Source organism: uncultured Virgibacillus sp. (genome assembly GCF_947495635.1).
Taxonomy (GTDB): domain Bacteria; phylum Bacillota; class Bacilli; order Bacillales; family Amphibacillaceae; genus Virgibacillus; species Virgibacillus salarius.
Genome location: NZ_CANMAB010000027.1, coordinates 21,982 through 41,562 on the forward strand (window position 1 = coordinate 21,982; position 19,581 = coordinate 41,562).

Here is a 19,581-nt window from a genome sequence, read left to right on the forward strand (position 1 = left end):
TTACGTGTTTGGATACAAGTAGATAAGTAGTTTTAATTAGAAAGGTGAAAAATTCAGCACATTATAAGATATAATGGTTGAATACAAGTTAGATAAGTAAAATGATATATTCAAGATTAGAGATGGATGAATGAAATGAGAAGCGAGCAGGAGATAATGAATTTGATTATAAGGATTGCTAAGAATGATGAGCGTATTAGGGCTGTTTATATGAATGGCTCGAGAACGAATCCAAATGTTCCAAAGGATATTTTCCAAGATTACGATATCGTTTTTGTTGTGAGAGAAACATCTTCATTCATCAATGATGACAATTGGATCTCCAAATTTGGTAATCTATTAATGATTCAAGAACCTGATAAACTTGACAAAGGGATTGGTCAGGATAAGAATTTTGACGATACTTATGCCTATCTAATGCTATTTACAGATGTGACCTACGCCTTCAAACAGTTGATGTGATGAATCATACTTATACGAATGATAAGCTTACTCATCCAGTGTTGGATAAGGATAATATTCTGCCATCGATTCCCTCGCCATCTGATATCGACTATCATGTAAAGAAACCTACACATGGCCAGTTTGAAAGCTGTACAAATAATTTTTGGTGGTGCTTGCAAAATGTTGCCAAAGGAATATGGCGTGATGAACTGCCTTATGCAAAATTAATGTTTGAATATACCACAAGAGATTGTTTGGATAAAATGATTAATTGGTGGATTGGTATGGAACATGATTTTGGAGTGTCGACAGGGAAACTAGGAAAATATTTCAAGTACTATCTCCCTTCAACCTATTGGAAGATGTATGAAGATACATATTCTAATTCGGACTATCAACAGATGTGGCATTCCATGTTTACTGCTTGTGAATTATTCAGGGCATTATCGTTAGATGTAGCTACATACTTTGGGTTCATCTATCCAAAGACGGACGATAACAACATAACCAAATTTCTAAAACATATTAAAGAATTACCAGCAGATGCAAAAGATATATATTAAATTACGAATAAATAAGAAAATTATTTGAATAATGGTATAACTGCATAAGTGTAAAGAAAGGAATGATTACTATGATCAATAAGCTAAATGGTATTAAAAAGGAAGCATTTGTATTTAGAAGAAAAACGATGCAGAGGAGATATTGTATTGAAGTCGGAGAACATAAACCATGATTTTGTTTCAGAAACAGAAAGATTAATAATTAGATTGTTAGATGAACAGGATTATAAACGGTGGCTGGAAGGGTTTAATAATAATTATCCTCCCCAGTACAAATATGATGATGACCACCTAGATATAAGCGAGTGGACGGAGGATGCATTTCAAAATGTTGTAAAAAAACATCGGGAATTAGCAGCTGATGATAGGGCGTATGTATTTGGGATTTTTCGAAAAATGGATGGTCAACATATTGGTAAAGTGGAATTTAGTACAATAATGAGGGGGGAATTTCAATGGGGGATGATTGGTTATCGTTTGCATAATCAATTTTGGAGATATGGCTATGGCAAGGAGGCAGTAAAAGAAGGATTGAATATCGCCTTTAGTCATCTTCATTTCCATCGGATTGAGGCCCATATAAATGTGGATAATATTCCCTCGATTAATTTAGCAGAGAGTGTAGGAATGGAGTTCGAATGTACACGTAAAGGATTTATATTTGAATTTGGAGAGTGGACGGATAATCTCGTTTATTATAAAAACGCAAAATAGCTAATTTCAAAATAGGTGCAGCTCATGTATCATATACTGACTGCACCTTTCCTATAGTCTAGGAAATTAAAGGAAATTATAAAATTTGCCCATATGATAAAGATGCGTGTTGAGCCACGTTCAGCTCCAACGCCCAGAAACGTAGCGACTTCACGAATCGCCCTAAGTTGTTATAAGTTTGTAGTTGAATTTTCAAAACGTGAACAATAGATAATCTTAAAAAAAAGGGGAGCTTACATGAGCCAATCAATGGGGACCGAAGAGGCAATCAAAAGATGGGATAACTTCGCTGAAAATTATTCAGAAAACCATACGGAACAAGGTGATCTTCATAAAGAAATCTTTTTAAACCCAGCTTTATTCTCACTTATGGGGAATGTGAAGAATAAAAAAGTGCTTGATGCTGGATGTGGAGAAGGATATTTGAGCAGAATTTTATCTAAGCGTGGTGCCGCTGTAACAGCGGTGGATTATTCTCCGACCATGATAGAAATCGCTAAGGAAAGAACGCCAAAAGAATTGAACGTTCATTATAGTCATGGAAATTGTGAGGATTTACATCAACTAGAGGATAAAAGTTTCGACTTCATCGTGTCCAATATGGTCATCCAAGATCTTGCGGATCATGAAAAAGCATTTCGAACGATGTATCGGCTGTTAGCAGATAAAGGTATCTTTATCTTTTCTATATTGCATCCATGTTTTGTTACTCCAGAAAGTGGTTGGGAAAGAACAGAAAACGGAGAAAAGCTGCATTGGAATGTGGACAAGTATTTTTATGAAGGAGTCTATGAACAGCCCTTAGGTGATAAAGAAAACATGCTGCTTTTCCATCGAACGTTAACAACCTATATAAATACATTAATACATACAGGGTTTGTTTTGGAGAGCATTATCGAACCACAGCCATCAAAAGACATGCTAAAAAAATACCCTTCATTTGGAGAAGATTTTAGGTGTCCTGACTTTATTGTTTTTAAATTAAGGAAATAGTCGAGCTTGTGTTATTTGTTACAGGGTGCTTATTTCTCCATACAATAAGCACCTTTTTTTGTGTGCTACATGAAGTAATATGTATAAATATTATGAAATACTTATTATTAACCTAGCATTGTAAGCAAACATACTGTCAGCCTAGAGCACAAAGTGACAGGATACATGGTGAAATACTTGTTAAGATCTGATTAGGGAGTGGGCGATATGACGTGGGTCGAATCATTACAGAAGGCCATCAATTATATGGAGGAGCATTTATTGGATGAAATATCGATAGATAGCATCGCAAAGCAGGCGAATTTTTCAGCATTTCACTTTCAGCGTACCTTTTCGATATTGACCGATATATCTGTTGGTGAATATCTCAGACGTAGACGCTTAACATTGGCTGCGCATGAGCTTAATCGTGAAAATACGAAAATTATTGATATTGCCTACAAGTATGGCTACGACACTCCAGAAGCTTTTTCCAAAGCATTTCGCAGACAGCATGGTATAACACCGAGTGAAGCGCGAAAATATGCAGGAAGGCTTAAATCTTATAACCGCCTGGTGATTCAGGTTAGTGTGAAGGGAGCAGAACCAATGCAATACAAAATTGTTGAACGGGAAGCATTTCAGATTGTAGGGATTAAACGAGAATTTTCGTGTATCAATCAGCAGAATCAAATTGATATTCCAAAAATGTGGGATAAAGTAAATGGGGATGGAACGGATGATTTATTATTCCGATTAAACGATGGTTTGATCGAAGGGGTGTTGGGGGTTTGTGTCGACAAAAGCTCGGAAGTAATTGATTATTGGATAGGTACAACCTATGAGGGGGACGTACCTGATGGGCTAGTGGCTTTGACTATTCCTGAATCAAAATGGGCTGTTTTTGAGGTGCATGGCCCGATGCCCGATGCCATGCCAAAAGTATGGAAACAGATTTTCTCTGAATGGTTTCCTTCGAGTGGTTATAAACATGCTGGTATACCGGAGTTAGAGGTTTATTCAGAAGAGGATCCTTCGAGCCCAGATTTGTATTCAGAAATTTGGATACCAGTGAAATAGAAACAGATGAATAGGTAGTTATTCATTCATTAATAATAATTGGGATTTCTTATTAAAATTCATGTTAATTTATAAGAGGTTGAGACAAAAGTCGTCAAAAAACAATCAAGAAACGAACGATAATTAGTTTAGATTCCACATATAACTGGCAAAAGGCCTTTAGGTCATACGTTTCTGGTACTTACAATTAGTGGGAATAAACAAACCCCCCATCATTTTAGGTTCACACCAACTTATTGAAGATAGTCAGTGTCTAGACTTAGATGCTTTACCAATAATTAATTTGTTTCCTTTTCACTAAAAGTCAATAGACGGAACAAATATTCACTAAAGCTTTTATTATGCTATAATAAGAATGTATGTTCTGGGTGGGGGAATATTCTTGTTAAAGAATAAAGAAGATGTCAGAAAGTTAATTCAAGCTGATGATGAGATGATGGAAATTTTGCAAGCTGCCAATACATTGAACCTGCCTGATTGGTGGATATGTGCCGGATTTATTCGTGCGAAAATTTGGGATACATTGCACGGCTTTACTAAACGAACTACTATACCAGATGTGGATGTAATCTATTTTGATATAGAAACGATAGATGAACAGGAGGAAAAAATTTTAGAAGCTAAATTAAAAAATAAAATGCCCAATGTTCCCTGGTCTGTTAAAAATGAAGCAAGAATGCATATTGTTAATAATATTCCACCATACACTTCATCAGTTGATGCGATATCTAAATTCCCAGAAACAGCAACTGCACTTGGGGTAAAGCTAGATAAAGAAGGTAAGGTAATTGTTACTGCACCTTGTGGTATAGCCGATGTCATCAATTTACAGCTGAAGCCAACGCCTTATTTCACAGAAACAAGAGAACGTGAAGCAATTTATGAGGAGAGAATAAGGAAAAAGAAGTGGAAATCTACTTGGAACAAGCTTAACATTTATCATACATAACTTTTTCATACAATCGGTAGATCTGTCCTATCAGTTTCCATTAAGAGCATGTGGTCGAACAAGAATAGTGAAGGAGGAGCCTAATTTGTCTTGGGAATATAAGTTATTATTAGCAAAAATTTATACCCCCACTAATTGAAGCTTCACTTTATATATTTCTTGTGAGATTAATAGATATATGTGCTATAGTCTGATAAAAAACTAATAAATTAAGAATTTTTAAAATAAAAATAGAAAGGTGCTTATAGATGAAAAAATGGCTTGGTGCTGCGGGAGTATGTGTTTATGACAGAAAGGTTCTAATGGTATTACAGGGAACCCCAGAAGAACCAAAACGTTGGTCTGTTCCTTCTGGCGGTTTAGAAGCAGGTGAAACCTTTGAGGAATGTTGTGTTAGGGAAATAAAAGAAGAAACAGGCTTAAACGTAGAGATAAGACAATCTATATGGAAAAAAGAAAGACCATATGGGGAAATTATTTATTTTGCAGTTAAGGTGGTTGGTGGAGAGGAAACCATTAATGATCCTGATAAATTAATTTATCGTATAGATTGGAAATCACCAGATGAACTAACAAATTTAGCTTTATCCTATCCTGAAGATAAAACATTTTTAATCGAATACATACAAAATTATAAGCACGATGATTTGTCTATTAAAAATGACAGAGAGTTAATAGGTGAGCATCTCAATAATGACATCGATGAAAAGTAAGCTTCTACTTAGGTATTTTCCTTTGAGAGAATTCATTTTCCATAGCATGTAGTAGGTTCAAGAACTCCCTCTTATACCTGTGATGATAGATCGATAGTTGCATTCAAACAGTAAATTCACAGAGAGCTTCTAAAAAGTTTGCAGCTATGATAGATAATAAAAAGGAATACCTTATCATGGGGAAGGGGCAGAGGACTTTAAAGTAATACTGGAAAAAGAATCTGATCATATACATAGTATACTATAGACATTGATAAATCCTTAATTACTCAAGGTATAGAGTGTTTAATTATTGCTTCTATAAAAGGAAATAATTGGTTGAATTGCAGGATAAGTAAATGATATGATTAACTCAAATATATTGTTATTTATTAAGTAAAAAGCATCAATTGAGTATTAAGTTGGATTGGATGGTGGTCTTAAGTTCTGTAGTTATATTTTTTGGCTAAAAAGTCTTAATATTCTTATTGTTAGAGGGGATAAGAGGTGTTAGATTACATAGCACTTGTAACAAAGGGGAAGATTAGATGGGGAAAAAGAACAAGCGAAGGAAGTTGAAAAGGGAGAGACTTCCTTTTCGATTAAACATTTTATTTTTTGTCATGTTTATTATGTTTTCTGCATTGGTGTTGCAGCTAGGTGTAGTTCAAATTCTGAAAGGAGAGTCATTTCAAGAAGAAATCGATCGAACGATTAGAGACACAACTAAGGTACCAGTGCCGCGGGGGGAAGTTTATGATAGTAATCATCGATTAGTAGTCACGAATAAACCATTGTACGCTATTACATATACACCCGCTAAGAGAGTGCAAGCGAAGAATCGATTAACGGTTGCTAAGAAATTAGCGCAATTAATTTCTTTTGATAGCAAAGGAATTTCGGAGCGGAATAAAAAGGAATATTGGTATTTAGAAAATAAAAAAGAAGCTGTTAAGCTGCTAAGCACAGAAGAGAAAAAGGAATTAGATGATACAGAGGAATATAATCTTATTTTAGAGAGAATCCCGAAAGATAAAATAAGTGATTTCACGAAGAATGAGCAGAAGATCATAGCCATTAAGCGGGAGTTGGATAAGGCATATGCTTTAACGCCCCAAATTGTTAAAAATGAGGGGGTAACGTCAGAGGAATATGCAATGGTTTCTGAACATCTTAGCGAACTTCCAGGCATTAATGCAACAGCTGATTGGGAAAGGGAGTACCCATTTGGTGACACATTTCAAAATTTAATCGGAAATATTACAACGCAAAAGAAAGGAATTCCAGCAGAAAAGGAGGAATATTTTCTAACTAGAGGATACAGTCGGAATGATCGTGTTGGGATAAGTGGTTTGGAAGAATACTATGAAAATGTATTACGAGGTAGGAAAGAGCAGATTCAATACACAACTAAAAAGGACGGTACGATTGTAGGTTCTGAAACGGTTGTTGAAGGTGAGGCAGGGAAGGATCTCGTCTTAACCATAGATATGGAGTTTCAGAAGAAGGTTGATAAAGTTGTGAAGGATGAATTAAAAAATATTATTCAAGCGAATCCTTATCAGCATCCATACTTAACAGATGCAATTGCAGTTGTGATGAATCCGAAGACAGGTGAGTTATTAGCTGTTAGTGCTGCGAGTCGGGATAAGGAAAAAAATGAATATGTAAATGAGTCGTATAGAGCATTGTACGATTCCCACTTGCCAGGTTCTGCAGTTAAGGGAGCTACGGTTTTAGCTGGGTATGAATCGGGAGTTATTTCCCCGGGACAATCATTTTATGATCGCAAACTGAAGATTAAAGGCGATCCTAAAAGAAGGGGTTCCTATAGGAATTTAGGTGCTGTGAACGATTATGATGCATTAAGACTGTCTTCAAATGTGTATATGTTTTATATCGCTTTAAAGATGGGGGGAGAACAACGGAATCCATTACCAGATGAGGCCAAAATTACGTTTAATCCGGATGCTTGGGAAGAAATGAGAAATTATTTTCAGCAATTTGGTCTAGGAGCGAGTACAGGCATTGATTATCCATATGAATCGACAGGATTAACGGGTGAAAATTCAACGATGGGTGGCTTGTTTATGAACCTTGCCATTGGTCAGTATGATACATATACTGCGCTACAAATGGCTCAATATGTGTCAACAATTGCCAATGATGGCTATCGTGTTCGCCCGCATTTCGTAAAGGAAATTAGAAATCCAAGTAACTCGTCTAAGGAATTAGGTTCCGTTTATCGAAATATTGATACAAAGATTTTAAATCGAGTAGATATGGATCAATCGTATATTACTCGGATTCAGGAGGGGTTCCATCGAGTTTTTCACGCAACTGGCGGAACAGGTGTAAATTATTTTGGTAATGACGAGTATAGTAAATATAATGCGGCAGGAAAGACAGGAACTGCTGAAAATGCATATTATATAGATGGAAAGAAGCTAGCTGATACGGAGAACCTTTCATTAGTTGGTTACGCACCATATGATGATCCGGAAATGGCTTTTGCGATCATTGTTCCACATACAGGAAAAATAAAGGGGAGGTATCCAATTAATCATAGGATTGGTCAAGGAATATTAGACGCTTATTTTGAAACATATAAACCATAGAGCTTTCTTAAGAAAAAACGTAATCGCTGAGTGGCGTTTTAGTAAAACAGTAACAGCTATTTTAAACCAGAAAGTCGAACGAATTCGAATGCTACGTACATTTCGAAAGGTCGTTCGGCTTTTAGCTTTAACGTATACTTTTGTCTCAGCCACTTTCAGTTATAGAATAGGTACTATGATGAATGGAGGATGAGAGGTGAAGCTTCGTAGCGTTTTAGTAATGGCGATCTTAAGTATTATGTTATTTGCAACTGGGTATATAACTGCGTTATTTACAAATAGTCAGACCTCAAGAGAAATATGGTTAACGGATCATGATGAAACGGTGATAATTACAAATATAGCAGATCAATCTTTCGTCGATAATATAATGATGATTTATCTTGGAAAAAAACAACTAACAGCTAATATTAATGAACTTGGTAAACCTGATATGTCCATTCGTGTTGTAAGTCCGAGGGAACATACAAGTCTGATTGATTCTAAATTGTGGTTTGTAAAAGATGGAGCTATTATTAGTGAACGAGCAGGAGAATCTTCGAGTCAAGTGATCTACTATAGCATTGATGAAGCGAGTAAAAATTTTATTGTAGAGCAATTTAAAGCGAAAAAGTAAACTGTGGAAACCGTCATGCGAGAAGTAATTGTAATATTTTAAGGGGAGCAGTGGGGAAATACGTTTATCAAGGAAGTTGAGAAACTAAAGAAAATGTTTAATGTGGGAGTTAAATGCTATTCATCATATCGGAAGTACGGCAGTTAAATGGGGAAACGAAAAACCTATCATGGATATAATGCCTGTAGTAAAATCAATCACGAAGTTAGATTTATTTAATCAAGCAATGCGTAAGCATGGATATAAATCATGTGGTGAAAACGGTATTTTAGGAAAGGTATTTTCAAAAAGGCGGAGATCAGCGTACAGAGCATGTTCCTATGTATGAAATAGGCAGTCTTGCTTTTAGGATTTATTACAAATCCTTCCATATGAAGCAAAACGGTATGGGAATGTAAAAGAGAGGCTGGCAAAACGATCTCCATTGATATAGCTATGTATATTCAAAATAAAGACGCAATTGTTAAGGAAATAGAACAAAAAGCATTGACTTGGTACAAGGGTTTGCGGTAGTTTATTCCTATTAGTATATGAAAGTTCACCTGTTAGAACAGATATAGAAAGAATGGAGAACTATAATGGGAATTAATGATGTCATTATAATCATTGTTGTCTGTTTTCTTTGTTTGGGTGCCATTGATAAATGTTTTGGTAATAGGCTTGGATTTGGTCAACATTTTACAGATGGATTTATGACCATGGGATCGCTTATGCTAGCCATGGTCGGTATTATTTCCTTAGCTCCAGTATTAGCTAGGATATTAACACCAATTATTGCTCCGATATATGGCTTTATCGGAGCTGATCCAGCAGTGTTTGCAAATACTATATTAGCCATTGATATGGGGGGGTATGCGCTAGCACAGGAAATGGCGCAAAATAAGGAGGCAGGATTATTTGCTTGGGTATTTTTAGGGACGATGATGGGCCCAACCATTGTATTTACAATTCCCGTAGCATTGGGGATTATTAGAAAAGAAGATCATACATATTTTGCAAAGGGTATCCTGTTAGGTTTGATTACAATTCCAATCGGCTGTTTAGTAGGCGGAATACTTGCTGGCTTTAGCATACAGCTAATTATTATTAACCTTATACCAACATTGCTTTTTTCTGCTCTCATTTCCATGGGGCTGTGGAAGAAACCGGGACAGATGATTATTGGTTTCTCTATATTCGGTAAATGTGTTGAAATTATAGCTATTATTGGGCTTACCGCGATTATTATTAAGACATTAACTGGTTTTATCGTCATTCCTTATCTAACACCGTTAGAAGAGGGGATTCAAATTGTTGGCCAGATTGCAATATTTTTAGCAGGGGCTTTCCCCATGGTCCATTTTATATCCAAGGTATTTAAGAAACCATTATATAAGTTGGGTTCGAAGCTTAGTATTAGTGATACGTCTACAGCAGGTCTAGTAGCATCACTTGCCCATAGTATTCCGATGTTAGCGCTGTTAAAACATATGGATGCCAGAGGGAAAGTCATCAATGTTGCCTTTGCCGTAAGTGGTGCGTTTGTTTTGGGTGGTCACTTAGGATTTGTAGCAGGAATTAATAAGGAAATTGTATTTCCTATGATTGTAGGGAAACTTATCGCTGGTTTTAGTGCAATTATTTTAGCAATGATTGTATTAAAAAAATCAAATGGGACTGGACGCCATTCGTATAAATAGAACCTACGTCACCTGGCGAGATAAATATATATGATGAAAGAGAGAAGGGATAAAATGATAGTTGCCATTCGCTGGGGTATGTTTTTTGTAGGGTTAGCCCTTTTTAGTTTAGGAATAAGTATATCGATTAATGTTCAGCATTTAGGAATTCATCCATGGGATGTCTTAAACGTAGCATTATATGAAAAAGTAGGTCTTTCGATTGGGTCATGGACGATTATCATTTCTGCGCTCTTAATTATCATATCCTGGTTTTTGGATAAAAGCTATATAAAACTAGGAACGTTTCTAAATGGGGTACTGGTAGGTGTATTTGTAGACATCTATCTCTATCTTGACTTTTTACCCGTTGCAACGTATACATGGATCGATTATCTTATTATTATAGTAGGTATCGTTATTATGGGAATCGGTGGAGGAGTATACAATGCGGCAGGTGTTGGTTCTGGACCTCGTGATGGATTTATGCTTTCCATATCTGATAAGCTTGACGCATCTGTAGGAAAGGTGCGAATCATAACAGAGTGCCTTGTTCTCATAATTGGCCTGATATTAGGAGGCCCAGTGTTTTTATTTACCTTTATCTTTACATTTATTCAAAGTCCAATATTCCAATATATCTACGGAAGGCTAAGAGAGGAGATTACTCGTTTAGAACATAATAATCAGAACAAGCATCTCCCTAAGACACGTGCTTAACTGACAAGCTGCTTGAAATCATAGTTGTGAATGACGCTCGTTATTAGATCATCCTAAGTGAAGCTAAATATCGGGCGTCTTTTGTCAATTTTAGAGAACTACAAGACTCTCCACGAAATCAGAACAAGCCGGATTTAACGCATAGGAGTGACTAGAAAATGTTCGTTTTTAGGGATGGTAAGATTATTGTAATGAGAGGTTGTCTTCCAAGACATCATTGGTATAGGCATATAACAAAGTTTTATATTGTTAATGATTTTGAGTACAATTTGTAATTTTGTTGACAGAAAAAATCGATACTCATCTAAGTCCACTGTTATAAAATACGCTTTTAAAAACTAGACGTCTGATTTTACCATGCTAGAATGTAAGAAACTTAGCATGGGGGAGATAAAATGGATAAACGTGATATTGCTCCAAACATACTGATGGATGATCCGATAATGGGAGAGATTCACAGTATGGTCGACGAGATAATGATCTATGCTATCGAAGAGTTCCACTCTGTCCTTACAAACATCATGGAGAATATGAGGGTGGAGCTGAACGTTTCTGATGAATGGATGAATAGACTTTATGATTCGTGGTTATGCTGGACTATTTTTTGTTTTCATGAAAAACATACTAGCAAGACTATTTATCAGCAATTTCTTCAGTATAATAGGGAAAAATGGATAGATAAGTCTATAGCCATTCAGAAGCTATTATATCAATGGAACCATCTTAAACCAGGAATTTACGTGGTGGGAAGTGACTATTCTATTGGTGAAAATTATACATTTATCGATATAGTCGAAGGAAAGGTGAATTCAGTTATATTGCGTCAGCGAAAAACTAGGATAAATCAAGGGGATATGGTTATAGGATTTCTACTTCCATATAGACAAGGTCACTATCTTAGTATAGGTAAAACATGCTTAATACCAAATATATTAACCAATCAAGTTTCCTTAGCAGTTCTTTCCTATTTTAGTAAGCACGCAGCGTCCTCTAGGTTTACTGAAAGTTTGTATCCGGCTTTGTCGGCAATAGCAATACATACGGTGGAGCAGCATCTATGAAATGGAGCAGACTGACTTCAAAAGAAGCAGAGATTACTAAGATTATAGAGCGGCTATCAGCTAGAAAAATACGCATTATCTTTGTAAGCGTAAATAGAAGTCAATATAAGGTCACAAAAAAGTGGACTAAAGAGAAAGGGTCTCACTAGTCCATTTTAGTTGCATGGCTCGTTCTAAATCGTAATCCACAATAACATCCTGTAACCAATACCAGCACAAGACAAGTGCAATTAACGTTATAATAATTAATAAAAAGACAATCATTCTTCCCTTCATTGTACTTCCCCCTTATATCTAAACTAAGCGTACCAAACAGGCTAATGTATGTAAATATAATCCATAGGTAAATGGAAAATATTTTTGAGTAAAAAGCTCTCATTCTAATAACTTGTTATGAAAATGGTAGAAAATAATAGTAAATAGAAGTTTACTTGTGATGTACACGCTTTCCTTAGGTTTTTCCTCTTTTTTTATTTATGGTATGATGCATAGGTTATCTACGGCTAAGTCTCTGGAGGGCTTAAATAATCTAAACAATAGAAAGAGGTTGAACATTTGAAAACTGCACAATGGAAACATGAATGGTTTGGTAACGTCAAGGGTGATATTCTAGCTGGAATTGTAGTTGCTCTAGCGCTAATCCCTGAGGCGATTGCCTTCTCAATAATTGCTGGTGTGGATCCGATGATTGGCTTGTATGCATCGTTTTGCATCGCAGTTGTAATTGCTTTTGTCGGAGGTCGTCCGGGAATGATTTCTGCGGCAACTGGAGCAATGGCGTTACTTATGGTTAATCTAGTTGCGGACCACGGGTTGCAATATTTATTAGCAGCAACAATTCTTACAGGTATTATTCAAATAATCTTTGGTATCTTTAAGCTAGCAAGAGTGATGAAATTTGTACCACGTTCGGTGATGGTTGGATTTGTTAACGCGTTAGCTATTTTAATTTTTACTGCTCAGCTTCCTCATTTTAAAGGGGAAGGTTGGATCATGTACGGTTTAGTTGGGTTGACCTTAGCAATTATATATATTCTCCCACGTATTACAACCGCAGTACCCTCAGCGCTTGTAGCAATTATTGTCGTAACAGCAATTGTCATTTTAGGAGATATTCACGTAGGAACCGTAGGTGATATGGGAGCTTTAACACAACAGCTGCCCATGTTTTTAATTCCGTCTATTCCATTTACATGGGAGACGTTAACGATTATATTTCCTTATTCCTTAGCACTTGCAATCGTAGGGTTATTAGAATCGCTATTAACATCTAATATTGTAGATGATATGACAGACACGGAGAGTAATAAAAATAGAGAAAGTCGTGGACAGGGGATTGCAAATATAGTAGCTGGCTTTTTTGGAGGTATGGCTGGTTGTGCCATGATTGGCCAATCGGTGATTAATGTAAAATCAGGAGGCAGAGGAAGATTATCTACACTAGTAGCAGGTATATTCCTTATGTTTCTCATTATTGTATTAGGTGGATTAGTTGTACAAATACCGATGGCAGCTCTTGTAGGTGTTATGATTATGGTGTCGATTGGTACATTTGATTGGTCATCGATTAAAAATTTAAATAAACTGCCAAGAACAGATGCAGCTGTGATGCTAACAACAGTAGGTGTTGTGGTGTATACGCATGACTTGTCAAAAGGTGTATTAGCTGGTGTGTTATTAAGTGCCATTTTCTTTGCTGCAAAAATTTCTAGGATAAAGGTTACTAGTGAGCTTGTTCATCAAGGGCAAAAGCGCATTTACCGAATGGAGGGTCAACTGTTCTTTGCATCAGTCAGTGAGTTACCGAATAAATTTGATTTCACAGAACGTGTGAGTGAAGTGGAAATTGATTTATCAGAAGCCCATCTATGGGATGACTCTGCTATAGGAGCATTGGATAAGATCGAAATGAAGTTTGAGCAAAAACAAGTTCCCGTTCACTATACAGGTTTAAATGAAGATAGTCGGAGGCTTAAACAGCAGATCAGTGGCCTTTCCAAAGCTTCTGGACATTAATATTTGTTTTACCAAAGGCATCCATGTTTTTAATCGAAAGCACAAGGTTGTATTTTAATGAATTTCTAAGAGGTGAGCCGTTTGTTCCAAAAAATATTATTAGCTGCTGATGGTTCTGAGCATTCTGTTCGATCCGCAAAACAAGCGATTGAACTTGCAGAAAAATTTTCTAGTTTAGTAGAAGTTGTTTATGTGATAGATGGTCAAACAGCAAAAGCAGATGTATTACATGCAACAGACAAATTAGAAATTGAGAAAAAACGTAAAGAAAAGTTGAAGGTTGTTGAAAATTTATTAATAGCCGCAGAAATAGAATATGACATAACGATTTTACATGGAGAACCTGGTCCAACGATTGTATCTTATGCCAATGACAATGCATTTGATTGTGTTGTCATCGGAAGCCGTGGATTAAATAATTTACAAACGTTTATCTTAGGTAGCGTGAGTCACAAGGTGGCAAAACGAGTGAATTGTCCTGTAATGATTGTAAAATAGTAGGAAGAACATGATGTATTGTCAGATTGTAATAGTTCTACAATCTTCTTAAACTGTCAAGTAATTTTTCTCATTAAAGAGCCTTACTACACACAAATTGTAGTAAGGCTCTAACTATTTAAGATAAAAATTAAACAACTTTATTATCTCTATAACCCTTTCATTGTAATAAAAGGAATAAAATACAGAATTATGATATCTAATTGGTCTTTTTGTGTTTCCTCTACCAGTTGAGACAGGGGATAAAGATGAGTGAGTAAAGAAATAAAAAAAATAGCTAACAAACTACCGAATTTTTAATTTTAAATCTTCATCTGAATGTAGGAGGATTTAAGGATGCCCAACGAAGTAATTTTGCTATTCTCCAGTCAAGCTACAGAAAATCTGCCCCTGCAGCAATCCATTATTACTTAGGGGTTCTGGAAAAGAGTAAACCTGGAGAAGTGTACTTTAGAATCAAGAAAAAGCCGAGCTATTTGAGCCAGCTCAGCTTTTCTATAGATTATAATAAACTCCATTTAGTACGTTTTTCCCCTAGCACTGTAAAAGCTTTTTCCACTAATATTTAGCATAGGAGCATGCTTTGAAAAAATTTCTTTCTTTGTTTGTTAGGTTGTGTTTATCTTTAACGTTAAGTGTTTTGTTATGTCCCAGACTATGTGTGAGTAGTGCTAGGATGTTCGAATAGAGGTACTTACGTTTAGTTTTTAGTGATCGCTTTTTCTACAGGATAATCACATAGATGGATATCAACTTCTTCTTTCATTACAAGCTTGGATAGCTGTAAACCGATGAATGGTCCCATCGTTAAGCCAGTTGATCCAAGTCCATTCGCAAGTAATAATCCATGAAAGCCAGGGAGTGGTCCAATAACTGGTAGAAATCCTGGTGTGACTGGTCGGAAACCAACGCGAGCTTCAAGAATAGTAGTTGCTTCTAATCCAGGAGCGACTTCCATTGCCTTCGTAAGGATTTCATGCATTCCACCTGCTGTTACTCGGTGATCAAACCCTACATTATCTTCATGGGTTGCACCTAATACAATTCGATTATCAGGGAAAGTCAACATATATTGGTTATTAGGTGGTTTTACGACGGGCCAATTAGATGCATCTCCTGTCGGTAGCTGAACATGGAGAATTTGTGCACGTTGCTCGTCCACTTGAAAATGAATACCCAACGGACTTAAGAGTTCCGTCATCCAAGCTCCAGTAGCAGCAATAACGGTATCTGCAGGGATTGTTTGGCTGTTTACATGTACACCATTAATTGTATTGTCTTTGTACGTTAACGCTGCGTTTCCCTTTATCAATATTGCTCCGTGTTTTTCCGCTGCACGCAAAAGTGCATCTCGTAGTTTTCTTCCATCAACTCGAGCGGCACCACTTACGTAGACCGATTTATAGTTACCGTTTAATAATGGGAACAATTCTGTTGTGGCTTGCTGATCTAATAGCTTTATTTCTCCTATTTCTGGAGCAGCAAGCTTCCGTTTTTCGGCGCGTTCTTTCATAGCAATTAACTTTTTATCATCATCATGCAAATGAATAGCTCCAACCTGTTCGTATCCTACATCCTCTTCGCCATCTTGATATAAGGAATGAATAAGGTTAGGATAGCTTCGTGCTCCTGCTTTTACGAGTTGATACCAAGCTTTATTTCGTCGTTGGGAGAGCCATGGGCATACGATACCAGCTGCAGCATCAGTTGCTTGACCATCATCAAAGCGATCGATGATCGTAACATGGTATTTATTTCTTGCGAGGTAATATGCGGTTGAAGCACCTAAAATTCCCCCACCGATAATAATTATTCGATTACTCATCTATCTATTTTCAACTATCTTCTTCATTGCTTTTATTTGTCCCAAGTGCTCTGCTTCATGAGAAAGAATCATTGCAAAAACGTCACCATATGTTTTGAAATTACCAAACGGTAATGTGTACGGTAAGTCTGTAGCAAAGAACTCATCTGTAGGTGCTTCAATTCGTGGAGCTTGATTCTCTAAATCAACGATAAGCGTAGCTAATTTTGGAGCATTCTCTGACCATTCAGATGGTTTTGTTCCCGTAGCAAATAACCCTTGATATGATACAGGAATATTCGTTGACTGTTTAGGATATCCAAATAATAGGCTCTCAGCAGTTACAAGGATATGCCCGATATGCCAACGTATCGTATTATTAAATCCCTTCGGTTGGATATCCATTATTTCCTTATCTAGCTGTTTCACAAAAGTTAATAAACTCCCACGTGTTAATGAAAATTGATTTGTCATTTCCGATTCCTCCATTCTTGATTCCTCTATTTATTATGATAAAAATAATCATGGAAAAAGTAAAATATTTGAAGGGTTTACCATACGAATAAAGAATTAATAAACAGGGGGGGATACAAGTTGCAACGAAATATTCTAGGAATTGCTATTTTAATTTTAGGTATTGGATTAATGCTTATTGGACCAATGTTCGCTTATTATGTCACGTTTAATGAAAGTTCTCTATATGAAATGGGAGAGCAGGAAAACAGGTTTATGTGGCAGTCCTTTTTTACGATTGCTGGTCGGTGGTTTTTAGGTGGGGTACTACTAATTGGCGTATCTGAAGTGATTCGCTTGCTTGTCTCTATTAATAATCATATCTATAATGATCGAAAACAAACTAGAGAAAAGGGGAAGCGAATGACCGACGATGAGTCTGGCTATAGTCAAACTACTGAACGAGAACAAACTGATATGCAGGAGGAATGGAACTTACGGCCAGCAGATGAAGAGAAGATTTATCACATATTTAATAATGAGGCAATTTTAGAAATGAGGCCAGCTCCCATCAAGGGGTATTGCGTTGTTAAACTCCAGGATAAAGATAGTCCTATAAATCCATATGTAAAAGTAATTGAGGTAACAGAAACAGTTGCAAAAGAGGTTCGTAATGCTGAAATTAGGAAAAGGGTTTTAGAATGGTATAACGCACAATAACAGTAAAAACAGGAGAAAAATTTTCTTGAAGGAGTTTTTATAGTGAAAAAAACGAATTCAAAACGTACATGGGGTTGGTTTGGCTGGACATTTTTCATCGTACTATTCGTATCATTTATTGGATCTACGGTATTTTTCTTTGCGCTATTTGATATTGATTTAAAAGCCGTATTTCAAGATGAAAAGAGCTAGTGGTTCTACAGAAATAGTTGATGCGAAAAATAATGAAAAGAAAGAGCAAACCAAAAAGAGTGCTGAACAAGAAAATGAATCAGTATCACAAAATAAAGCGGATATAGGGGATTTTATCGCTCAGGCACATGATTTTTATAATGATACGACTGGATATGGTGCTATTAATGATATTGATTGGGATGAACAGGTAACACAGGCCCAAACGATTCGAGAAACCATAAATAACCAATTAGGCGAAATTGCTAATGAGTCGTTAATAAGAGATTTAGATGCGATCAAAAAACTGACGAATCAATTAGAACAAGAAAAAAATATGAATACGGTTCGTCAATTACATCGATATTTTCATGATTTAGATATTGTTTGGAATAATTACAGTAGATCAAAAAAATTATGGGGGGTAACGGAAACGGAAGAATAAACGCTATTCAATTTTAATTAATTTTGGTAAGCTAATAATGGTAGAAGCTTAATAGAAGGAGAATGATTCATGGATAAGACGTTAATTTTTGGACATAAGAATCCAGACACAGATACAATTTGTTCAGCTTTAGCCTATGCTGACTTGAAAAATAAACTTGGTATACGTGCAGAACCAGCAAGATTAGGGTCTGTTAGTAAAGAAACACAATTTGCGTTGGACTACTTTAATGTGGAAGCTCCGAAACTAATTGAAAAAGTGGAAGATGATGTGAAATCGGTTATTCTTGTTGATCATAATGAATTTCAACAAAGTGTAGAAAATATAAAAGATGTCCGTATTGCCGAAGTAATTGATCATCATCGTATTTCTAATTTCGAAACAAGTGAGCCCTTATATTTTCGTGCTGAGCCGGTAGGTTGTACAGCTACGATTCTGAACAAAATGTACAAGGAAAACAATATCCCTGTTTCCAAAGAAATTGCTGGTCTATTACTATCTGCAATCGTATCAGACTCGTTGCTATTAAAATCTCCAACTTGTACAAAAGAAGACGTGGATGCTGCATATGAATTAGCAAAAATTGCTGGAGTAAATCTAGAAACGTATGGAATGGAAATGTTACAGGCTGGTGCTGATTTAAGTGATAAATCTGTTTACGAGTTGCTTACCATGGATGCAAAAGAATTCTCCATGGCTGATGCAAAGGTAGAAATCGCACAGGTAAATGCAGTGGATACTGCAAAAATATACGAATTGCAGCATGAAATCGATCAGGAAATTGCAAAAATAGTGAATGAGAAAGACCTTGATCTTTTCTTGTTTGTAGTAACAGATATATTAAATAATGATTCCGAGGTATTAGCACTTGGAAGTGGAAAAGAAAAAGTAGAAGCAGCATTTGATGTCAAACTTGACGATAATAGTCGTGCGCTTCTAAAAGGTGTTGTATCACGTAAGAAACAAATTGTCACAGCACTTACAGACGCTTTTACGAAATAATCTATATGACAGAGGACCCAGAAAAGCAGTATGCGCTTTTCCGGGTCCTTTTTGAATTACCATGCCCATGTATAAATGGATATGCTCCCTCAAAAACTAAATGGAAGTTGAAAGGAGGAAGCTGACATGGCGGGTAAACCAAAAGGACCAAAGCAACAGGAACATCCAAATTTGCCGCAAAGTCCAAAACAACCCTATGGCGAACCGTTAGATGGTTCAAAGAAAGTTAAAAACGCCAATCATTCTAGACAAAAGCATAATCCCCATCACGGACTTTAGCTTGAAGGTATCCTTTTACTGGGTACCTTTTTGTAAGTTAAGAAAGTATAAAATCAGTGCAATGACTGCGTTAAGCCAAGTAGTTATTTTGAAATGTTTGATGTAT

The 19,581-nt window shown here is 36.2% G+C and carries 21 protein-coding genes and 1 pseudogene; 19 read left to right on the forward strand and 3 right to left on the reverse strand.

Annotated elements, in window-relative coordinates; genetic code table 11:
- The first annotated feature begins 156 nt into the window (after positions 1-156).
- From Q1A47_RS08200 to Q1A47_RS08255, 12 genes and pseudogenes are all read left to right on the forward strand, one after another.
- Positions 157-1,007: pseudogene (locus Q1A47_RS08200) on the forward strand (aminoglycoside 6-adenylyltransferase).
- A 141-nt stretch (positions 1,008-1,148) separates the two neighbouring features.
- Positions 1,149-1,721, forward strand: a complete 573-nt coding sequence (locus Q1A47_RS08205) for a GNAT family N-acetyltransferase (protein WP_228089078.1) — start codon at positions 1,149-1,151, stop codon at positions 1,719-1,721.
- 237 nt (positions 1,722-1,958) lie between these two features.
- Entirely contained in the window at positions 1,959-2,714 is a 756-nt protein-coding gene (locus Q1A47_RS08210) for a class I SAM-dependent methyltransferase (RefSeq protein WP_121604767.1), read from the forward strand.
- 207 nt (positions 2,715-2,921) lie between these two features.
- On the forward strand, positions 2,922-3,773 hold the full coding sequence (locus Q1A47_RS08215) for an AraC family transcriptional regulator (protein WP_026682932.1): 852 nt from the start codon (positions 2,922-2,924) through the stop codon (positions 3,771-3,773).
- Between the two features lie 355 nt (positions 3,774-4,128).
- Entirely contained in the window at positions 4,129-4,722 is a 594-nt protein-coding gene (locus tag Q1A47_RS08220) for a nucleotidyltransferase family protein (protein ID WP_166530353.1), read from the forward strand.
- 248 nt (positions 4,723-4,970) lie between these two features.
- Positions 4,971-5,435, forward strand: a complete 465-nt coding sequence (locus Q1A47_RS08225) for an NUDIX hydrolase (protein ID WP_080668773.1) — start codon at positions 4,971-4,973, stop codon at positions 5,433-5,435.
- Positions 5,436-5,962: 527 nt separating this feature from the next.
- Positions 5,963-8,032, forward strand: a complete 2,070-nt coding sequence (locus Q1A47_RS08230) for a penicillin-binding protein 2 (RefSeq protein ID WP_166530354.1) — start codon at positions 5,963-5,965, stop codon at positions 8,030-8,032.
- Between the two features lie 196 nt (positions 8,033-8,228).
- Positions 8,229-8,648, forward strand: coding sequence for a hypothetical protein (locus tag Q1A47_RS08235; RefSeq protein ID WP_166530355.1), 420 nt, complete (start codon positions 8,229-8,231; stop codon positions 8,646-8,648).
- Between the two features lie 100 nt (positions 8,649-8,748).
- A complete protein-coding gene (locus tag Q1A47_RS08240; RefSeq protein WP_246484706.1) occupies positions 8,749-8,976 on the forward strand; it encodes a GrpB family protein in 228 nt (75 codons plus the stop codon).
- Positions 8,977-9,226: 250 nt separating this feature from the next.
- Entirely contained in the window at positions 9,227-10,327 is a 1,101-nt protein-coding gene (gene eutH, locus Q1A47_RS08245; protein ID WP_166530356.1) for an ethanolamine utilization protein EutH, read from the forward strand.
- Positions 10,328-10,381: 54 nt separating this feature from the next.
- Complete coding sequence (locus Q1A47_RS08250; protein WP_034679802.1) at positions 10,382-11,026, forward strand: YitT family protein; 645 nt, start codon at positions 10,382-10,384, stop codon at positions 11,024-11,026.
- Positions 11,027-11,421: 395 nt separating this feature from the next.
- The gene (locus tag Q1A47_RS08255; protein WP_166530357.1) at positions 11,422-12,087 is read left to right on the forward strand and encodes a hypothetical protein; all 666 of its coding nucleotides are present in this window, start codon (positions 11,422-11,424) and stop codon (positions 12,085-12,087) included.
- A 126-nt stretch (positions 12,088-12,213) separates the two neighbouring features.
- On the opposite strand, the gene Q1A47_RS08260 is transcribed toward Q1A47_RS08255, so the two are convergent.
- Positions 12,214-12,363, reverse strand: coding sequence for a hypothetical protein (locus Q1A47_RS08260; protein ID WP_161629298.1), 150 nt, complete (start codon positions 12,361-12,363; stop codon positions 12,214-12,216).
- Between the two features lie 279 nt (positions 12,364-12,642).
- On the opposite strand from Q1A47_RS08260, the gene Q1A47_RS08265 reads away from it, so the two are divergent.
- Complete coding sequence (locus Q1A47_RS08265) at positions 12,643-14,103, forward strand: SulP family inorganic anion transporter (protein ID WP_121604772.1); 1,461 nt, start codon at positions 12,643-12,645, stop codon at positions 14,101-14,103.
- 81 nt (positions 14,104-14,184) lie between these two features.
- Positions 14,185-14,601, forward strand: coding sequence for a universal stress protein (locus tag Q1A47_RS08270; RefSeq protein WP_026682939.1), 417 nt, complete (start codon positions 14,185-14,187; stop codon positions 14,599-14,601).
- A gap of 700 nt (positions 14,602-15,301) precedes the next feature.
- Here Q1A47_RS08270 and Q1A47_RS08275 read toward each other — a convergent pair.
- Positions 15,302-16,426, reverse strand: a complete 1,125-nt coding sequence (locus Q1A47_RS08275) for an FAD-binding oxidoreductase (RefSeq protein WP_166530358.1) — start codon at positions 16,424-16,426, stop codon at positions 15,302-15,304.
- Complete coding sequence (locus tag Q1A47_RS08280; RefSeq protein ID WP_246484707.1) at positions 16,427-16,879, reverse strand: DinB family protein; 453 nt, start codon at positions 16,877-16,879, stop codon at positions 16,427-16,429.
- A 120-nt stretch (positions 16,880-16,999) separates the two neighbouring features.
- On the opposite strand from Q1A47_RS08280, the gene Q1A47_RS08285 reads away from it, so the two are divergent.
- From Q1A47_RS08285 to Q1A47_RS08305, 5 genes are all read left to right on the forward strand, one after another.
- Complete coding sequence (locus Q1A47_RS08285; RefSeq protein WP_121604776.1) at positions 17,000-17,578, forward strand: hypothetical protein; 579 nt, start codon at positions 17,000-17,002, stop codon at positions 17,576-17,578.
- 42 nt (positions 17,579-17,620) lie between these two features.
- Complete coding sequence (locus Q1A47_RS08290) at positions 17,621-17,770, forward strand: hypothetical protein (RefSeq protein WP_166530360.1); 150 nt, start codon at positions 17,621-17,623, stop codon at positions 17,768-17,770.
- Positions 17,757-18,194: a hypothetical protein gene (locus tag Q1A47_RS08295; protein ID WP_166530361.1), complete on the forward strand. Its 438-nt coding sequence runs from the start codon at positions 17,757-17,759 to the stop codon at positions 18,192-18,194. The genes Q1A47_RS08290 and Q1A47_RS08295 overlap by 14 nt, the downstream gene beginning before the upstream one ends.
- A 69-nt stretch (positions 18,195-18,263) precedes the next feature.
- On the forward strand, positions 18,264-19,196 hold the full coding sequence (locus tag Q1A47_RS08300; protein ID WP_026682945.1) for a manganese-dependent inorganic pyrophosphatase: 933 nt from the start codon (positions 18,264-18,266) through the stop codon (positions 19,194-19,196).
- Positions 19,197-19,322: 126 nt separating this feature from the next.
- Entirely contained in the window at positions 19,323-19,475 is a 153-nt protein-coding gene (locus Q1A47_RS08305; RefSeq protein ID WP_026682946.1) for a small acid-soluble spore protein P, read from the forward strand.
- Positions 19,476-19,581 lie beyond the last annotated feature (106 nt).

Bases quoted from the DNA above. Each gene is read 5' to 3' on its own strand.
- Q1A47_RS08210 (WP_121604767.1), top strand. From the start codon at position 1,959: ATGAGCCAATCAATGGGGACCGAAGAGGCAATCAAAAGATGGGATAAC.
- Q1A47_RS08215 (WP_026682932.1), top strand. From the start codon at position 2,922: ATGACGTGGGTCGAATCATTACAGAAGGCCATCAATTATATGGAGGAG.
- Q1A47_RS08220 (WP_166530353.1), top strand. From the start codon at position 4,129: ATGTATGTTCTGGGTGGGGGAATATTCTTGTTAAAGAATAAAGAAGAT.
- Q1A47_RS08225 (WP_080668773.1), top strand. From the start codon at position 4,971: ATGAAAAAATGGCTTGGTGCTGCGGGAGTATGTGTTTATGACAGAAAG.
- Q1A47_RS08230 (WP_166530354.1), top strand. From the start codon at position 5,963: ATGGGGAAAAAGAACAAGCGAAGGAAGTTGAAAAGGGAGAGACTTCCT.
- Q1A47_RS08240 (WP_246484706.1), top strand. From the start codon at position 8,749: ATGTGGGAGTTAAATGCTATTCATCATATCGGAAGTACGGCAGTTAAA.
- eutH (WP_166530356.1), top strand. From the start codon at position 9,227: ATGGGAATTAATGATGTCATTATAATCATTGTTGTCTGTTTTCTTTGT.
- Q1A47_RS08250 (WP_034679802.1), top strand. From the start codon at position 10,382: ATGATAGTTGCCATTCGCTGGGGTATGTTTTTTGTAGGGTTAGCCCTT.
- Q1A47_RS08255 (WP_166530357.1), top strand. From the start codon at position 11,422: ATGGATAAACGTGATATTGCTCCAAACATACTGATGGATGATCCGATA.
- Q1A47_RS08260 (WP_161629298.1), bottom strand. From the start codon at position 12,363: ATGAAGGGAAGAATGATTGTCTTTTTATTAATTATTATAACGTTAATT.
- Q1A47_RS08275 (WP_166530358.1), bottom strand. From the start codon at position 16,426: ATGAGTAATCGAATAATTATTATCGGTGGGGGAATTTTAGGTGCTTCA.
- Q1A47_RS08280 (WP_246484707.1), bottom strand. From the start codon at position 16,879: ATGACAAATCAATTTTCATTAACACGTGGGAGTTTATTAACTTTTGTG.
- Q1A47_RS08295 (WP_166530361.1), top strand. From the start codon at position 17,757: ATGAAAAGAGCTAGTGGTTCTACAGAAATAGTTGATGCGAAAAATAAT.
- Q1A47_RS08300 (WP_026682945.1), top strand. From the start codon at position 18,264: ATGGATAAGACGTTAATTTTTGGACATAAGAATCCAGACACAGATACA.
- Q1A47_RS08305 (WP_026682946.1), top strand. From the start codon at position 19,323: ATGGCGGGTAAACCAAAAGGACCAAAGCAACAGGAACATCCAAATTTG.